This is a genomic window from Candidatus Njordibacter sp. Uisw_056 (genome assembly GCF_047730085.1).
GTDB lineage: Bacteria > Pseudomonadota > Gammaproteobacteria > Pseudomonadales > Balneatricaceae > Njordibacter.
Genome location: NZ_CP159830.1, coordinates 521270 through 537493, shown reverse-complemented (window position 1 = coordinate 537493; position 16224 = coordinate 521270). Strand labels below are relative to the sequence as shown.

General features: G+C 45.3%; 14 protein-coding genes. 5 read left to right on the top strand and 9 right to left on the bottom strand.

Features of this window, described 5'->3' with window-relative positions:
- Positions 1–68: 68 nt before the first annotated feature.
- The 4 genes from ABXT60_RS02645 to ABXT60_RS02630 form a co-directional block, all read right to left on the bottom strand.
- Positions 69–1262, bottom strand: coding sequence for an AGE family epimerase/isomerase (locus tag ABXT60_RS02645; RefSeq protein WP_443631225.1), 1194 nt, complete (start codon positions 1260–1262; stop codon positions 69–71).
- A gap of 57 nt (positions 1263–1319) precedes the next feature.
- Positions 1320–2954 carry a sulfatase-like hydrolase/transferase gene (locus tag ABXT60_RS02640; protein WP_443631224.1) on the bottom strand — a complete coding sequence of 545 codons (1635 nt, stop codon included), beginning with the start codon at positions 2952–2954 and terminating at the stop codon, positions 1320–1322.
- Positions 2955–3323: 369 nt separating this feature from the next.
- Positions 3324–3737, bottom strand: coding sequence for an acyl-CoA thioesterase (locus tag ABXT60_RS02635; protein ID WP_443631223.1), 414 nt, complete (start codon positions 3735–3737; stop codon positions 3324–3326).
- Between the two features lie 6 nt (positions 3738–3743).
- Positions 3744–5015, bottom strand: a complete 1272-nt coding sequence (locus ABXT60_RS02630) for an O-acetylhomoserine aminocarboxypropyltransferase/cysteine synthase family protein (protein WP_443631222.1) — start codon at positions 5013–5015, stop codon at positions 3744–3746.
- Positions 5016–5142: 127 nt separating this feature from the next.
- On the opposite strand from ABXT60_RS02630, the gene ABXT60_RS02625 reads away from it, so the two are divergent.
- From ABXT60_RS02625 to ABXT60_RS02615, 3 genes are all read left to right on the top strand, one after another.
- Entirely contained in the window at positions 5143–5691 is a 549-nt protein-coding gene (locus tag ABXT60_RS02625) for a glutathione peroxidase (RefSeq protein WP_443631221.1), read from the top strand.
- On the top strand, positions 5688–6107 hold the full coding sequence (locus ABXT60_RS02620; protein ID WP_443631220.1) for a YchJ family protein: 420 nt from the start codon (positions 5688–5690) through the stop codon (positions 6105–6107). The genes ABXT60_RS02625 and ABXT60_RS02620 overlap by 4 nt, the downstream gene beginning before the upstream one ends.
- Before the next feature lie 101 nt (positions 6108–6208).
- Positions 6209–7495 (top strand): NAD(P)/FAD-dependent oxidoreductase, encoded by a 1287-nt coding sequence (locus ABXT60_RS02615; protein ID WP_443631219.1) that lies wholly within the window; start codon positions 6209–6211, stop codon positions 7493–7495.
- A 54-nt stretch (positions 7496–7549) separates the two neighbouring features.
- Here the strand turns inward: ABXT60_RS02615 and ABXT60_RS02610 are convergent, their stop codons facing one another.
- Positions 7550–7897, bottom strand: a complete 348-nt coding sequence (locus ABXT60_RS02610; RefSeq protein WP_443631218.1) for a cupin domain-containing protein — start codon at positions 7895–7897, stop codon at positions 7550–7552.
- 240 nt (positions 7898–8137) lie between these two features.
- A complete protein-coding gene (locus ABXT60_RS02605; protein ID WP_443631217.1) occupies positions 8138–10216 on the bottom strand; it encodes an oxidoreductase in 2079 nt (692 codons plus the stop codon).
- Between the two features lie 82 nt (positions 10217–10298).
- Here ABXT60_RS02605 and ABXT60_RS02600 point away from each other — a divergent pair, with 82 nt between their 5' ends.
- Both ABXT60_RS02600 and ABXT60_RS02595 read left to right on the top strand, forming a co-directional pair.
- On the top strand, positions 10299–10946 hold the full coding sequence (locus ABXT60_RS02600; protein ID WP_443631216.1) for a TetR/AcrR family transcriptional regulator: 648 nt from the start codon (positions 10299–10301) through the stop codon (positions 10944–10946).
- 81 nt (positions 10947–11027) lie between these two features.
- The gene (locus ABXT60_RS02595; protein ID WP_443631215.1) at positions 11028–13100 is read left to right on the top strand and encodes an oxidoreductase; all 2073 of its coding nucleotides are present in this window, start codon (positions 11028–11030) and stop codon (positions 13098–13100) included.
- Positions 13101–13293: 193 nt separating this feature from the next.
- Here ABXT60_RS02595 and ABXT60_RS02590 read toward each other — a convergent pair whose 3' ends face one another.
- The 3 genes from ABXT60_RS02590 to ABXT60_RS02580 are packed head-to-tail and all read right to left on the bottom strand — an operon-like array spanning position 13294 to position 16213.
- Complete coding sequence (locus ABXT60_RS02590; protein ID WP_443631214.1) at positions 13294–14118, bottom strand: ABC transporter permease subunit; 825 nt, start codon at positions 14116–14118, stop codon at positions 13294–13296.
- Positions 14115–15074, bottom strand: coding sequence for an ABC transporter permease subunit (locus ABXT60_RS02585; protein ID WP_443631213.1), 960 nt, complete (start codon positions 15072–15074; stop codon positions 14115–14117). The genes ABXT60_RS02590 and ABXT60_RS02585 overlap by 4 nt, the downstream gene beginning before the upstream one ends.
- Positions 15071–16213, bottom strand: coding sequence for an ABC transporter ATP-binding protein (locus ABXT60_RS02580; protein ID WP_443631212.1), 1143 nt, complete (start codon positions 16211–16213; stop codon positions 15071–15073). The genes ABXT60_RS02585 and ABXT60_RS02580 overlap by 4 nt, the downstream gene beginning before the upstream one ends.
- Positions 16214–16224 lie beyond the last annotated feature (11 nt).

Genomic DNA, 16224 nt, shown 5'->3' with positions numbered 1-16224 from the left:
GACAGAATGCCTTTCACATTAGCATTTAACTGATTAAAACTAGAACACTAAATCGACAATAAACAGACTTACAACCGTAAACTTTTAATCACTTCGTAGCAGGCTCCCATGGTGTGATAATCGGTCTTTCCAGCAGGGCTTTTAAGGTCATCATAGCTGTTATTTTCACGCGTGAGAATGCGGTACCAAGCGCCATTTTCATGATCTACAAAATGTGTCCATGCATAGGACCATAATGCCTCATACCATTGCCAATAACGCTGTTCACCAGTTTTTTTAGCCAGTAACGCCGCCGCTGCAATGGATTCTGCCTGAACCCAAAAATACTTATCGGTGTCGCAGATTTCACCGCCAGGGGAAAACCCATAACACAAACCACCATACTCCTGATCCCAGGCTTTTTCTAAGGCTTTATCAAACAGCATTTTAGCCGTCTCTACAAACCATGGCTTTGGTGTGTGGCGATCTAATATGAGTAATAATTTTGCCCACTCAGTGAAGTGCCCGGGCTGATAACCCCATGGGCGAAATAAGTGTTTAGGATCGTGTTTGTTGTAATTCCAATCTGGCTGCCAAGCAGCGTTATAGTGCTCCCATATTTGCCCTTGGGTGGTTTGGGTTTGGCGCACACAAATATTTTCTGCTAGCAGCACTGCTCGATCCAAATAAGGTTCATGCCCGGTGGCTTCAAAGGCTGCAATAAGTGCTTCACATGAGTGCATATTAGCATTTTGCCCACGATACGCTGGCACTGTTTGCCAATCTGCACTGGCTTCATCGGCGTAAAGGCCATACTCAGGCAACCAAAAGTGTTGCTCCATAACAGCAAAGGTTTCATGCAGGTATGCTTGGGCTTCGGTGATGCCAGCTTTTACAGCAGAAGCGTAGGCCAATAAAACAAAAGCCAAGCCGTAACAATGATTAGTTTGATCTACTTTTTGGCTATTGTTAATAAGCCAAGCGTAGCCGCCACTCATAGGGTTTAAATGAGCAGTGCGAAGGTAATTTAGGCCATGGCGCGCAGTAGCAAGGTACTCTTTGTTGTCAAAATAACGCGCTGCTTCGCAGTAATTAAAGATAAACCGCGCACTACTGACTAAATGTCTAGTGTCAGTGTCGTAGACACTGCCGTCATCACGAAAGTGATGAAAAAAACCACCTTTAGTATCGATAGCTTGGGGGTGATAAAAATCCATAGTGGTTTGAATATGTTGAGCAAGAAAGCTGACATCTCGAAAACCTGAAGCTTGTATTCTATTCATGTGACTCCTATGCGTGAAGCGCCTCATCAGTAACTTAGGGCACGCGCAAAGTTTAATCTATTTAAGTGGCACCTCTGGTTCCAGCCGCAGCGCCTGAGGCACATCTTCTTGTTGCCAATAACCAATTAGAATGCCCACCTCGCCAGCCTTGCCTTCACGCTGACCAAAGGTTTCCTGACTCACCGTGACACGGTTCTTCAGCCCCGCTGACCAATCCAACATTTGTTCGCTGAGCTGCCCACGGATAGCTACATAACCCTCATCCCTGCCTAAGTCAGAAAACTCTTGGGGGTCTTCTTGTAAGTCAAACAACATCGGTTTAAACCCTAAACAATGAACGTATTTGTAACGTCCATCATACAACATGGTCATGCGAGCATTATCCCTAGTACGGCCTAATTGTTTAGCAAACCCCATAACACCATAATCACATTCTGACACCACACAATCTCGATCAACAGCTGCAGTTTTATGCAGCACAGGCACCAATGATTGGCCTTCTAACCAGTTCCACTGGGGCTTACCACCGGCCCAATCAACAAAGGTGGGAACTAGGTCAATGGCACACACTAATTGATCACACTCACTACCGCGGCTTGAGTTAGCCGCTGGGCTAGGGTCCATAATAAGCAAAGGCACGCGAGTCACCACATCATGGAACAAGTCTTTCTCTGCCAACCAATGGTCACCAAAAAAGTCACCATGATCCGACGTTAAAACGATCATGGTATTTTTATCTTGACCTTGCATTTCTAAGCTAGCAAATAGGCGGCCTAAGTTGTCATCTATTTCCTTTACTAAACCATAATAGGTTGGCAAAGCGTGATTACGATAGTCATCTTGGGAATAGGTTTGGCTTTGAGGCAACGCCATGAACGCTTGGTAAATAGGGTGGGCGTTATGTTTTTGGGCCTCACACTTACTCGCTTGTGGTAAGTCCACACCACGGTACATTTGATGGTAAGGCGCTGGAGCCGCCAAAGGCCAATGGGGTTTAATATATGACACGTGTAAACACCAGTTTTGGTGCCCCATGTGTTGCATCATTTCAATAGCGCGGTCGGTGGTGTAGGCCGTTTCTGAATGTTTGCTAGCCACTCTTGATGGTAGGTGACCATGTTTTAAAAACATACCGTTACGCACTACCCCTTCTTCATCCTCCATTGCGTTAGCCCAATTAGCCCAAGGGTTTTTTGCTTCGTACCCCTGCTTGCGCAAATAGTCAAAGTAAGCTGGGGTACCTTTGCCATAATTACCTGCCACTCCCACAGTGTGCAAACCATCATCATGCTCACCTTGGCCAAACCCTGCGTTACTCAAAAACCGCCCTAACTCCGATTGTGGTTCAAGACCTAAGCGGCGCATCCCAGAGAAGTCTGCTTTCATGTGGGTCTTACCCATTAGGGTAGTACTCATACCACAGGCTGCTAAATGATCTGCCAAAGTCAACTCATCAACCCTGTTCGGCCAACCATTCCAGGTTGCTCCATGGGAACGCACGTGCCGGCCTGTATAATAGGAAGCTCGCGAATTACCACAACTAGTCCCTTGTACGTAACAGCGGTTAAACTTCACACCGTTCTGTGCCAAGCGATCTATATTGGGTGTAGCCACTACACCGTTACCATAACACGACAGAGCGTCTGCTCGTAGTTGGTCTAACATGATGAAAAGTATGTTTTTTTGCGTCACAAAAATTTCCTTACCTGCCAAATTTATCAATAATAGACTAACACACGCTTTCCAGTTATTCAGGGGAGAAAAACATCGTCAGTCGCCTGCGGTTTAATAACTGCTATTAGTAATAATTTGCTTAGCTAGTGCAGATTTCGTTAAGACGCTTGGTGCTGACCAGGTGATTGATTACAAAAAAGAAGACTTTTTAGCGCAGGTGTGTGATTTTGATGTGGTATGTAACACCTTAGGCGGAGCCTAAACGCTTAACGCTTCTAAGGTGATAAAAAAAGGTAAAAGCAGTCATTGACTGCAGTTACCCATTTACAAAAATCATTGAGGCCTTCGACTACCTATCCAAGGCAATAGCCAAAACTAAACTAGTCATTACGCACTAGGCAATGGTTTTGGTTTGCCGTCTCTGTCTACCGCCACGAAGGTAAACATTCCTTCTGTTACCTTGTCTACTGTGTCGCTGTGGTGGCGCCTAACCCACGCCTCCACATGCACAGTAATAGAGGTAGTGCCGCGCTTAGCCGCACTGCAGTAGCAACTTACATCGTCCCCTATATACACAGGTTTATGAAAGGTCATGGCATCTACTGCCACTGTAACTACCCGCCCTTTAGCAACATGGGCTGCAAATACACCACTAGAGGTGTCCATTTGAGACATAATCCAGCCACCAAAAATATCCCCATCAGGGTTAGCGTCGGCAGGCATGGCAATAGTGCGCAGCGAAGGGTTCCCTTCGGGCATGGCTATTGGCTTAGGTGCTGAATTAGGCGTTGAAGTGGACACGAATATTTATACCTTCTCTAATGCTTGTTCAATATCAGCAATGATATCACTCACGTGCTCAATGCCCACAGAGATTCGCACTAAATCTTCCGTCACACCAGCTGCAGCAAGTTCTGTTTCATTCAACTGCCGATGAGTGGTAGAGGCTGGGTGACAGGCCAGAGACTTAGCATCACCAATATTCACTAATCGCAAAATCATTTGTAGCGCATCAATAAAACGACCGCCTGCTTCTCGACCACCTGCCACACCAAAGCTCAAGATGCCTGAGGCTTTACCACCACAGATCTTTTTACAAGTGGCTTGGTAAGGGCTATTTTCTAAACCTGCATAATTTACCCACTCTACCTTGGCGTGGTTTTGAAGATAATGAGCGACAGTTTCAGCGTTATCGCAATGGCGTTCCATACGCAAGCATAAGGTTTCTAAACCTTGCAGCAACATAAATGAACTGTGGGGAGATATAGCAGCGCCAGTATTCCGCAATGGGATCACCCGGCAACGGCCAATGTAAGCTGCTGGGCCTAAGGCTTGCGTATACACGACACCATGATAAGAAGGGTCTGGTGTATTAAGCACAGCAAAGCGCTCTTTATTCTTCACCCAGTCAAACTTGCCAGAATCAACGATCATACCACCAATGGTAGTGCCATGGCCGCCAATGTATTTGGTCAAGGAGTGGATCACGATATGTGCTCCGTGCTCTATAGGTCGGCACAATACTGGAGTTGCTACAGTATTATCTACCATCAAGGGAACACCATGACGTTCGGCAATTTCAGCCAGTTTTGCAATATCAACAACATTACCCGCTGGGTTACCAATAGACTCACAAAAAATAGCTCGGGTGCGGCTGTCTATATGAGCTTCTAATGCCGCATAATCATCGTGAGAAGCAAATCGTGTCTCAATGCCTTGGCGTGGCAACGTATGAGCAAACAAGTTGTACGTGCCACCATACACTTGGCTAGTGCTGACGATGTTATCACCTACTTCACAAATACACTGCACCGCATAAGTAATGGCAGCCATGCCAGATGCTACGGCTAAGCCGGCAATACCACCTTCCATTGAAGCCACCCGTTCTTCCAGTACCGCTGTGGTCGGGTTAGTAATTCGGGTATAGATATTACCTGCAACCTTAAGATCAAATAAATCAGCACCGTGTTGGGTGTCATCAAAGGTGTATGAGGTGGTTTGGTAAATAGGTACTGCCGCCGCTTTAGTGGTGGCTTCGGATTCATAGCCGTGATGTAATGCTAAAGATTCTAACTTCATGAAACACTCCTGTTGTTGTAGAATTAGATACAAGTTTGAGCATACCAAACTTGTTATTCCAAAAATAGCATTTTATGCTTTTTGTTATGCGTATTAGTTATATATAAACCAAGGACAACCCCTTATTATGCCGACACGCCACGTTATACATTGTTTATTGGGCTTTCTTGTTAGCCTGTCTGCTTCACACTCCGCTTTGGCGTCATGCGCGCCATGGCTCAAACACAACCTAAAACAACTCCACTCCGGAACACCACTGGACCTATGTGCAGTGACAGCTGGAAAACCACTGTTGCTAGTTAATACTGCAAGCCACTGTGGCTTTACGGGTCAATTTGAAGGCTTAGAAGAATTACATCAAGAATACAAAGATCAAGGGTTAGTGGTTATTGGTTTTCCAAGCAATGCCTTTAATCAAGCCGCTTTAAACGAAGAAGAGGCTGCTAAAATCTGCTTTTATAATTTTGGTGTTACCTTTTTAATGAGTGAAACTATTGCCGTTAAAGGTGCTAATGCACACCCTGTATTTCAACATTTAGAACAACAAAAGGGGGAACCTAGCTGGAATTTTAACAAATACCTTATTGATAAAGATGGCAATGTTGTTGAGCGCTATAGGCAGTGGACGTCTCCAACTTCATGGCCAATGACGAGCGCTATTGAAAAATTACTTTGAACAAAAAAGGGGCCCACGCTGATAACTTAAAAAACCCTCAGTGCTATTGTAACTCTGGTATAGGTTTTAAATTATGTTGTGAGCCCGCCCTTAGTGGCAACGATCCAGCTAAAACGGCAGAGATGTTAATGCGCTCGCGCTATACTGCCTTTTGCCTGCACGACCAAAACTACCTGTTACAAACTTGGCACTTGAGCACACGCCCGAAAGAGGTTAGTTTTGAAGCCCAGCAACAGTGGCTTGGCCTTAAAGTTTTAGCCACTCATTTTGGCAAGCAAGAAGATACCCAGGGGCAAGTGGAATTTATAGCCCGTTATAAAATTCATGGCAGAGCTTACCGGATACACGAGAACAGCGATTTTTTATGGCAGGATGGCCACTGGTATTACACCCAAGGCACGCTTTTTGCTGAGTAAGTTGTTGTGCATCTACTGCAAGCACAGTTTATCCAAGTGGCTCCATTATTCAGTTTGTATTTACTAATGGTAATAATGGGGATTACACAAAGAGACGCGTTATGTTTACACAAGATTTCAAACAACAGCCGTATTGGTGGGATCGCAGCGCACCACCAATAGAGCAAGACACAGAACTTCCCAAAAAAGTTGATGTCCTTATCATAGGGGCAGGTTACACAGGCCTTCATGCTGCAATCCAGACTGCCAGAGGGTCAAGAAACACATTAGTTATTGATGCTGAACACGCCGGCTGGGGCTGCAGCACAAGAAATGGTGGGCAAGTTAGCACCAGCATAAAACCAAGCTTTTCTGAGCTTGAGAAAACATACGGTAAAAAAATGGCGTTTGCCATTTATTCAGAAGGTGATCAATCTTTACAATTTACTGGGGACTTCATCAGAGATGAAAAGCTAGACTGCAGTTATGCTGAGGTAGGCTGCTTCCATGCCGCACACAATACTGCGCAATATGAAAAACTAGCAAGGGCTATTGAACATCAAGGTTCTGTACTTAATGATGACGCCTACATGATTCCAAGATCAGAACAGCGCTCTGAATTAGGCACAGATACCTATTTTGGTGGGATCATCTTTCCTAAACACGCTTCAATCGACCCGGCAGCTTATCACAAAGGCTTACTGGGCAAAGCACTTGAAGCAGGTGCGAACATTATTTCTAATTGCGCAGCTGAAAACATTAATAGAGACAAAGATGGCTTTACTGTAAAAACATCAAAAGGCATTGTGCAGGCCGATAAAGTTATTATTGCTACAAACGGTTATACGGGTTCTTTAACACCACGATTGCAACGTCGGGTGATTCCAATTGGCAGCTATGTGATTGCGACAGAACCTGTTGGAAAAGATCTTATGGATCAGCTAATGCCAAAAAATCGCATCGTTAGCGACACACGTAAGGTGGTATATTACTATCGGTCAAGCCCCGACCGAAGCCGTATTATATTTGGTGGTCGTGTATCTCTTGGAGAAAGTGATCCACGCCTGAGTGGCCCAAAGCTCCATAATTCCTTATCTAAAATCTTTCCAGAATTAGAAAATACAAAAATTAGTCACTCCTGGATGGGCTATGTGGCATTTACCTTTGACTCGCTCATGCATGTAGGAGAAGAAGATGGCCTTTTCTATGCAATGGGCTACTGTGGCTCCGGGGTAGGCATGGCTGGGTATCTAGGAAAGAAACTCGGGCAACAGGTGCTTGGACTTCAAGCAGGTAAAACACCTTTTAATGACATTAAATTCCAGACACGTCCGTTATACACGGGAAAGCCGTGGTTCCTTGCGCCATCTCTCATGTATTACCGATTCATAGACAGTTTAAACATTTAGCTAAAATAGTTTAAAGTGTATTTTGCTGCAGCAAAAGGTTGTTATCCCTCTCAGCTAAAAGTCAGGCTCCAAGGCGTAGACCGCGATAAGACAGCCATTTTTGGTGGTTGAATTGTGGACAGTGCCGTCTCGAAGCCACACCATATCGCCTGGGCCATAGTCGACACCATCATGGTCTCTTAGGTCCCCTTGGATAATTAAGAATTCCTCGTCGCCTGTGTGTTTATGCGGCACTGTTGTAGCACCTGGGGCCATTTTGTAGATATAAAAACCACTGCCTAACGGTTTGTCATTATTAAGTTGCAGAACCTCACCATCAGGTTTTCCGTTTGATTGAATTGGAGTGAACACACTGTTAAAAATGTTCACCACCCGCCGGTCTGTATTAGAAATTGGTTTCATTATGTATTCCTCAGGCACAATAGTAACTGTCTTTTAATGGCTCTTCCCTGTTACTACACTCTATCCATCCACATGATTTAGGGATTCTCTTTTCGAATCTCAACATCTTCACTCTTAACATGAGGCCACAAGTCTAGGCTAACCTTGTTTGGTGATGGTACCCAGCGGTGCATGAAAACGCCTCAATTGTTAATGCCTATATCGTATTAAGCTATTTTTGAGATTACTTTTATAGGTCAATTAAGAATTCAGGCTAGGCATTTCACGTTTGAATAGCCCTTGTTCTACAACATCAGGGTCAGCCTCAAACTCTTGGGCCCCTTGGTGCCCAGAAAATACCGCGTCAGCAATCAAGCCAGGCGCCAATGCATCACCGATTAAGGTCAGCGACATAGCCATCGAAGTGCCGTCGTCTTTTAGTAACTGCTGCAATTGTTCATACAAGGGTGAAGCTGATTCGCGTTCCGTTACTAGTAACAAACTGGCGCAAGCAAGCCATACATCTTGGCCGCCATATACACATTTCAATTCAACTCCCGCATGGCCAGACTTTTGGCTAACGCCAACAATACTCTTGTTGGTATAAATGTCTACTCCCTGAGCTACCAAGCTGCATTGAACTTGTTTTTGCTCAAGAGTAAGTTCAGTAAAGGGCGACACAATGCTAGCACTGGTAACAAAAAGCACCTTGTGACCTAAGTCACTCAAGTGGTCAGCCAACACGCCACCTAAATAACCTTGATCATCATCATAAATCACTACTGGGCCTTGGCCTGGAACAATCCCGTTCATAATGTCATCAGGGGTATAAACGGCAACCTGTTCTAACCCTTCTATCGGCATACGAGAAGTACGACCAATACCGTCTTTCCTCCAGATAGCACCCGTGGCAACAAACACCTGTTCGATGCCCAGTTCCAATACCTGTTGGGCATTTAGAGCACTGTCGAGGTAAATATTAACATTGTCCAGCTGTTGTAATTGATAGATTCGGTAATCACTTACACGGCGCCATAGAGCTAAGCCTTTTAAGTTAGACTCAGCGACTACTCGGCCACCTAAGTGTTTACTAGCTTCACTAAGAATAACCTCATAGCCACGGTTGGCCAGTTGTAAAGCACACTCCAAACCGGCAGGCCCAGCACCCACAACTAACACAGATTGTGGTGTTTTAGCAGCCGCAATTTTTTCTGGATGCCAGCCACGACGCCACTCTTCTCCCATGGTGGGGTTTTGTGTACAGCGAATAGGCACACCTAAGTTATCGCACGACACACACACATTGCAGCCAATACATTCGCGAATTTCTTCGGCCCTTTGTTCACGGATTTTATTGGGCAAAAAGGGGTCTGCAATTGACGGCCTTGCCGCACCGATAAAATCAAGGACACCGTGTTTAACTAACGACACCATCATGTCTGGTGAAGTAATTCGCCCTACACCCACGACAGGTTTATTGGTCACTTTTTTTACGAACTTCGTGTATTCGGTCTGATAACCTGAATCTGGTTTAAAACGAGAGGTGGCTGAATCATTTGCCCAACCAGACACATTAACGTCCCACAGGTCGGGTATATCTGCCAGCATCTCCACAACCGCCCGCCCCTCTTCATGTGCTTGCATACCATCAACACCCAGCATTTGATCCACAGCAAAACGAAATGCCACCGCACAGCTGTCACCTATAGCCTCTTGCGTGTCTTGCAGGAGTTCCCGGGTAAGTCTCAGCCGGTTTTCTAAACAGCCGCCGTATTCATCTGTTCGTTGGTTATATTCAGGTAATAAAAAATGGTGAGGCAAAGACATCTCGTGCCCAGCATAAACATAAATAATGTCAAAACCAGCTTGCTTAGCACGTATAGCAGCAGCTTTATGCCACCGGCGAAATTCTCGAATATCAGCTTTATCCATGGCCCTAGCTTGTTTTGGATAAATCATATCTAAAGAACGGCTACTGGGGGCCAATGCTGGGGTACGGGAATATAAGTTAGAAGTGTGGCTACCGTTATGCACTAATTCCACAGCGGCTAAGGCGCTATACTCATGCACACTCTGAGTCATTAATTGCAATGCTGGGATATCACGCTCATCCCAGAGACGCTGCTCTACAGCGGGTGATAAATCAGAACTGGGATGGATTTCTGTTTCTTCAGTACTCACTACGGCCCAGCCACCTTGGGCTTTCATGCCCCTCATAGCCGCGTGGGCTTGGGGACGCAGGTGGCCCATACCACAGCAATGAGGCACTTGATAAAAGCGATTTTTAGCCGTCACTGGGCCAATTTTAACAGACTCAAATAACACATCGTAATTAGACATTTACTGTGCCTCATGGCAATTAATGGACAATCGTCCATTTTATTTTTATACTTATGGCGCCATTTGTCAATACGATGTTTTCATGTTTCAAACTCCCACCCTGCGACAGCAAAAGAAAGCTCACAACCGTGAACTATTGTTAGAAGCCACAGCCAGTGTGATTGCCACTGAAGGAATTACAGGCGCATCTATAACCCGTATTATTGAACACGCGGGCCTGTCACGGGGCATGGTGCATTTGCATTTTGTCAATAAAGAAGCCTTATTAGTGGCCGTGGCTAGGCATATGAGAGAACAATATTTTCACCATATAAACGAATTTTTAACAACGACCTCACCTGCGCCTGCGCATCAGCTTGAAGCTATTATTAGCGCTGAGTTAAGTGAGCAAATACTAAATCGGCGTAGCATCAACATTTGGTACGCGTTCCGTGGCCAATGTCACCAAGAAAATGCCTATATGCAATATGCAGACACACGCGACGCGGCCATGAAAGACAAGGTTTACCAAGCCTTTTTACAACTTCTAAACCAACCATATAGCAGGCAAGACGGAAAGCAAGACCTATGCAGTGATGCGACCTATGGCTTACTCGCCTTATTAGAAGGTATGTGGTCAGATTATTTTTTACACAGCGATGAGTTTAATCGCCAATCTGCCAAACGTATAATATTCCGCCAGTTAAGTGGGTTGTTCCCCAACCACTTTGATTTAGCCGGTGCCATGTAAAAAACAGCCAGAGTTATGCTAATACGCCGCTTACGAATGAGCTAAGTATTCGCAACAAATAATGCTGAGGAAGCTAGCCTTATGAGCAAACGTGATTCTCGATACGACATATTGTTTGAACCTATAAAAATTGGCCCAGTAACTGCTAAAAATAGATTTTACCAAGTTCCCCATTGCACAGGAATGGGCTGGATGAGGCCGCGTATGGTGGCCGATTTACGCGGCGTGAAAGCCGAAGGAGGTTGGGGTGTGGTTTGCACAGAGTACTGTTCAATACACCCAAGTTCTGACGACTCTCCCTACCCATCACATTCGCTTTGGGATGAAAATGATATTAAATCTCATCGTTTAATGACTGACAAACTCCACGAGCATGGAGCCCTAGCCGGCGTTGAGCTTTGGGTGTCAGGTAGCAGCTCTGCTAATTTACTCACTCGTGAAGTGCCTATGGATGTGGTTTCATTGCCCAATGGTAACGGTGATCCTTATCAGTCCCGAGCAATGGACAAAGCTGACATTAAGGAGCTCAAGCGTTGGCACCGTAACGCCGCATTGCGAGCAAGGGAGGCTGGTTTCGATATCGTTTACGTTTACGCGACACATCATTATTTGTTGGACAATTTTCTCAACCCTAAATTGAATACTCGCAGCGACGAATACGGTGGTTCACTTGAGAATAGAATGCGCCTGGTGCGCGAAATTATTGAAGAAACTAAAGATGCAGTAGGTGACAAGTGTGCCGTGGCTGTTCGCTTTAGTATCGATGATGGTGGCGGTGCTGATGGCTTTCCTGTGCATGGCGAACGGATGAAAATGTTTGAATTAATGGCCGAATTACCTGACCTTTGGGACATCAACATCTCAGATTATTCACTGGAGATGGGTGTGTCTCGGTTCGTGAAAGAAGGCTCGCTGGAAGCGTATATGTCGGCCGTTAAATCGAAAACTAGTAAGCCAGTTGTTACCGTTGGGCGTTTTACCTCTCCAGATACTATGATCAGTCAAATTAACAGGGGCATTGTTGATTTTATTGGTGCTGCCCGACCATCGATAGCAGACCCCTTTTTACCACAAAAAATTGAACAAGGGCGGCCAGAAGATATTCGTGAATGCATCGGTTGTAACATTTGCTATACGGGTGATAGCCGACATGTGCCAATTCGATGTACACAAAACCCAACCATGGGCGAAGAATGGCGACGTGGCTGGCACCCTGAAAACATTGATCCTAAAGGATCAGACAGCCAAATATTGATTGTTGGTGCAGGCCCAACCGGTTTGGAAGCTGCGCGTGCACTTGGTCAGCGGGGTTACGACGTGATACTGGCCGAAGCGAGCCGGAAACTGGGTGGTCGAGTCAATCAAGAAAGCCAGCTTCCAGGTTTAGCCGAATGGGCCAGAGTAAGAGATTACCGAGTGACCCAAATTGCCAAAATGCCTAATGTAGCGGTTTACCTAGAGAGTAATCTGACCGTTAACGATATCTTAGAAATTGGCGCTGATCATGTCGCCATTGCCACAGGGGCAACGTGGCGTAGGGATGGTTTTGGTAGCTACAATACGGCTCCGATGCAGCCTTTACCACCGGCCAAATCAACCTATACTCCAGACGACATTATGTCGGGCCACTTACCAATTGGCAGCACGCTTGTGTACGATGACGACGGCTTTTACATGGGCAGTGTTATTGCCGAAAAACTACGAAAAAACGGTAACACGGTGATTTACTTAACCCCTGAACCAAAAGTTTCAAGCTGGAGCAGTAACAATGCGGAGCAACCGCGGGTTCACCGTCGCTTAGCAGAACTGGGCGTAGAAATTATATTAAACCATGGGCTGGATGCCTACGATGGCAAGCAGGCCCTTTTAGGGTGCAGCTATACCGGTCAACAACACAATGTCTGGGTTGACAACATTGTAGTGGTGACTAGCCGAACAGCTGAAGACCAACTTTATCATGGTGTACTTCAGGCAATAGAAAATAACTCACTCGGCGCACCAAAAACAGTTAAACGAATCGGGGATGCTGAAGCGCCTGCTATTATTGCCGCCGCCATATTTGCCGGCCACAAGTATGCTCGCGACATGGACGTTGCCATAGACCGTGACAACCCTTTCAAACACGATAGAGTATTTTTTCAAGATAATCAGTAACCTGAGAATTAACTATTAGTCATTACTGGTACTGGTATAAAAGCTTGTTATAAAACTAAAACTAGTAGAGTAATTCAATGCTTGCTAGGGCTAAAAATGAGACAGGACGCAGGGTATAAGGTGAAAAAAGCACCTATAACAGCGCCTTGGTTTTTAGCATCCTACCCACCTTACTGCCCAAATGTTGATTGTTCTACTTTGTGTTCGCATCACGCTCTAGTAGGTGCTTCTGACGGATCATTAACCAACATGCTAGTAATACGCCAATCGTGACCATCACAATCATAATCGTCGCCAGTGCATTAATATCTGGACGCAAGCCTACCTTTACCCGGGAGTAAATAAGCATCGGCAGAGTATTTGATCCAGGCCCAGATACAAAACTAGCAATAATTAAGTCATCAAGCGATAGAGTAAATGCCAACAACCAACCTGCAATCATACCAGGGGCTAATAATGGCAAAGTAATGTCAAACATCACCCTTAAAGGTCGGGCACCCAGATCCTGAGCGGCATCTTCCAAATCAGTACCCATACCAGAGAGGCGCGATTGAATAATGACCGCAACATAGGCAAGTGAAAACGTAATGTGAGCAATGGTGATGGTGGTAAACCCCCGTTGCGGCCAGCCAAATAGATGACTTAAGGCGATAAAGAACAGCAATAATGACAAGCCAGTAATCACTTCAGGCATGACCAAGGGTGCCGTAATCAAACCAGAAAACAGCGTACGCCCTCGAAACCGCCCAAAACGCACCAACGCAATGCCTGCAAGCGTTCCCAGTATCATTGCGAAAGTTGCATTAACTAGGGCAATCCGCAAGCTCAAGCCTAACGCCGCCCACATCTCTTCACTTTCAAATAAAACGGTATACCACCGCGTTGAAAAACCACCCCATACGGGCACAAGCTTAGAGTAGTTAAACGAGTAAATAATTAGCAAAATCATCGGTACGTAAAGAAACGCTAGGCCAAAGCACAGCATTGACAGTATGAATGTTGAACGGCGTTGCTTCATGAGTTCTGCCTCTCTCGCGCCTGAATCCTTTGATATAACATCATTGGCAGTACCAAAACGATGAGTAACACAATCGCGACGGCAGAGGCTATGGGCCAATCACTATTGGAGTTAAATTCATCTGACAGAATTCTACCAATCATCAACACGTTTCCACCGCCTAGCAGATCAGGAATCACAAATTCACCAGTAGCCGGAATAAACACTAACAAGGATCCAGCAATAATACCTGGAACCGTTAACGGTAGTGTAACTGTGAGAAATGCTATTGTAGGTTTAGCACCCAAATCTGCTGCTGCCTCGTTAAGCGACATATTAAGCTTTTCCATATTGGCATACAGCGGTAAGATCATAAAAGGCAGATAGGAATACACGATGCCAATGTAAACAGCGAGCTCTGAGTAAAGCATCCGAATGGGTTCATCAATGACGCCCAGCCAAATTAATAAGCTATTAATTGTCCCCTGATCTGCCAGTAACCCCATCCACGCATATACTCGCAAAAGAAACGACGTCCAAAAGGGCAAAATAATTAACATTAATAAAATATTTTTGGTGGTTGGGCTGGAACGGGTAATACCATAGGCCATAGGGTAGCCGATGAGCAAACAAAGAACAGTTGATACAGATGCTATTTTTAACGAGTTGATATAGCTATTAATGTAAAGATCGTCTTCCCAAAGGTAGCTGTAGTTTTCAAAAATCACCCTAATAGTGAGCACACCATCTTCGGCTCGCTCGTACAACGGGGTGTATGGGGGACTGGCAATCAATGATTCAGCAAGGCTGATCTTAATAACGATAATAAATGGCGCCAAAAAAAACAACAGTAGCCAGATAAAAGGAATACCAACTACAAGAACCTTCCAATGTGACTGAAGCATGTCGACCAATCGAGATAGCAACCGGCTGCCTGCCTGCCCTACTGAATGATTAGTATTATTCGCAACGGTCATTTCATCAGCACCACGGCGCTAGATTGGTCCCAGTTCAGGTAAATTTCTTCATCCCAGTCTATCGAGTGTCGCTCACCCCTAGGTCGCTTTTGACTAGGCACGCTCACTTCAATAATTTGATCATTATTAATGCGTATTCGGTAGGTGGATGTTTTGCCGTGGTAGCCAATATCAACGACTACTCCTTTGAGCTGATTTGTTGACGCATCCAACGATGTTTTTGATAGCGTGATTTTTTCTGGGCGCACTGCTACCCAAACTTTAGTTCCCTCTATAATCGACATAGGATGGTTGGTATAAAATTCGACATCCAGCTCTTTACTGGTAACAACAACATGACCAACGTCACTTTGAGTAACCCTCCCCTCAAACATATTGGCAGAACCAATAAAGTTAGCTACCAGTCTAGATTCAGGGTACTCATAAACTTCTGTTGGTTCGCCAATTTGCTGAAACTTGCCTGCATCCATCATTGCCATGCGGGTAGACAAGGTCATTGCCTCTTCCTGATCATGGGTCACCACAACAAAGGTAACGCCGAGTTGGTCTTGAATGTTTATTAGCTCAAATTGCGTTTGCTCCCTTAAACGCTTATCCAATGCACCTAAGGGTTCATCAAGCAGGAGGACTTTAGGCTGCTTGACTAGAGCTCGAGCAAGGGCGACACGCTGCCGCTGCCCACCCGATAGTTGATGGGGTTTGCGCTTCACAAAGTCTGATAGCTCAACCATGCTGAGAATTTCCTCAACGCGCCGCTTGATTTCGTCTTTTGGGATTTTATCCCGCTTGAGCCCATAAGCGACATTTTGTTCAACCGTCATATGCGGAAAGAGTGCATAGGATTGAAACATCATGTTAATAGGGCGAGCATAAGGAGGTACTTCGGTCATATCGACACCGTCGATATAAATGGTGCCACTTGATGGGGTCTCAAATCCAGCTAACATGCGCAGTAAGGTTGTTTTGCCGCAACCAGAGCCCCCTAAAAGGGAAAACAGTTCGCCTTTATAAATATCCAGATCAACATTGTCAACTGCAGTGAATTCGTCGAATTTTTTACTAATACCGCGCAGTTTGATAAATGGCTCTGCATCAGCATCAAGCCAAGGTCTATAGGAATAATCGGTTTGTTGTGGCATCGTAAAAATCC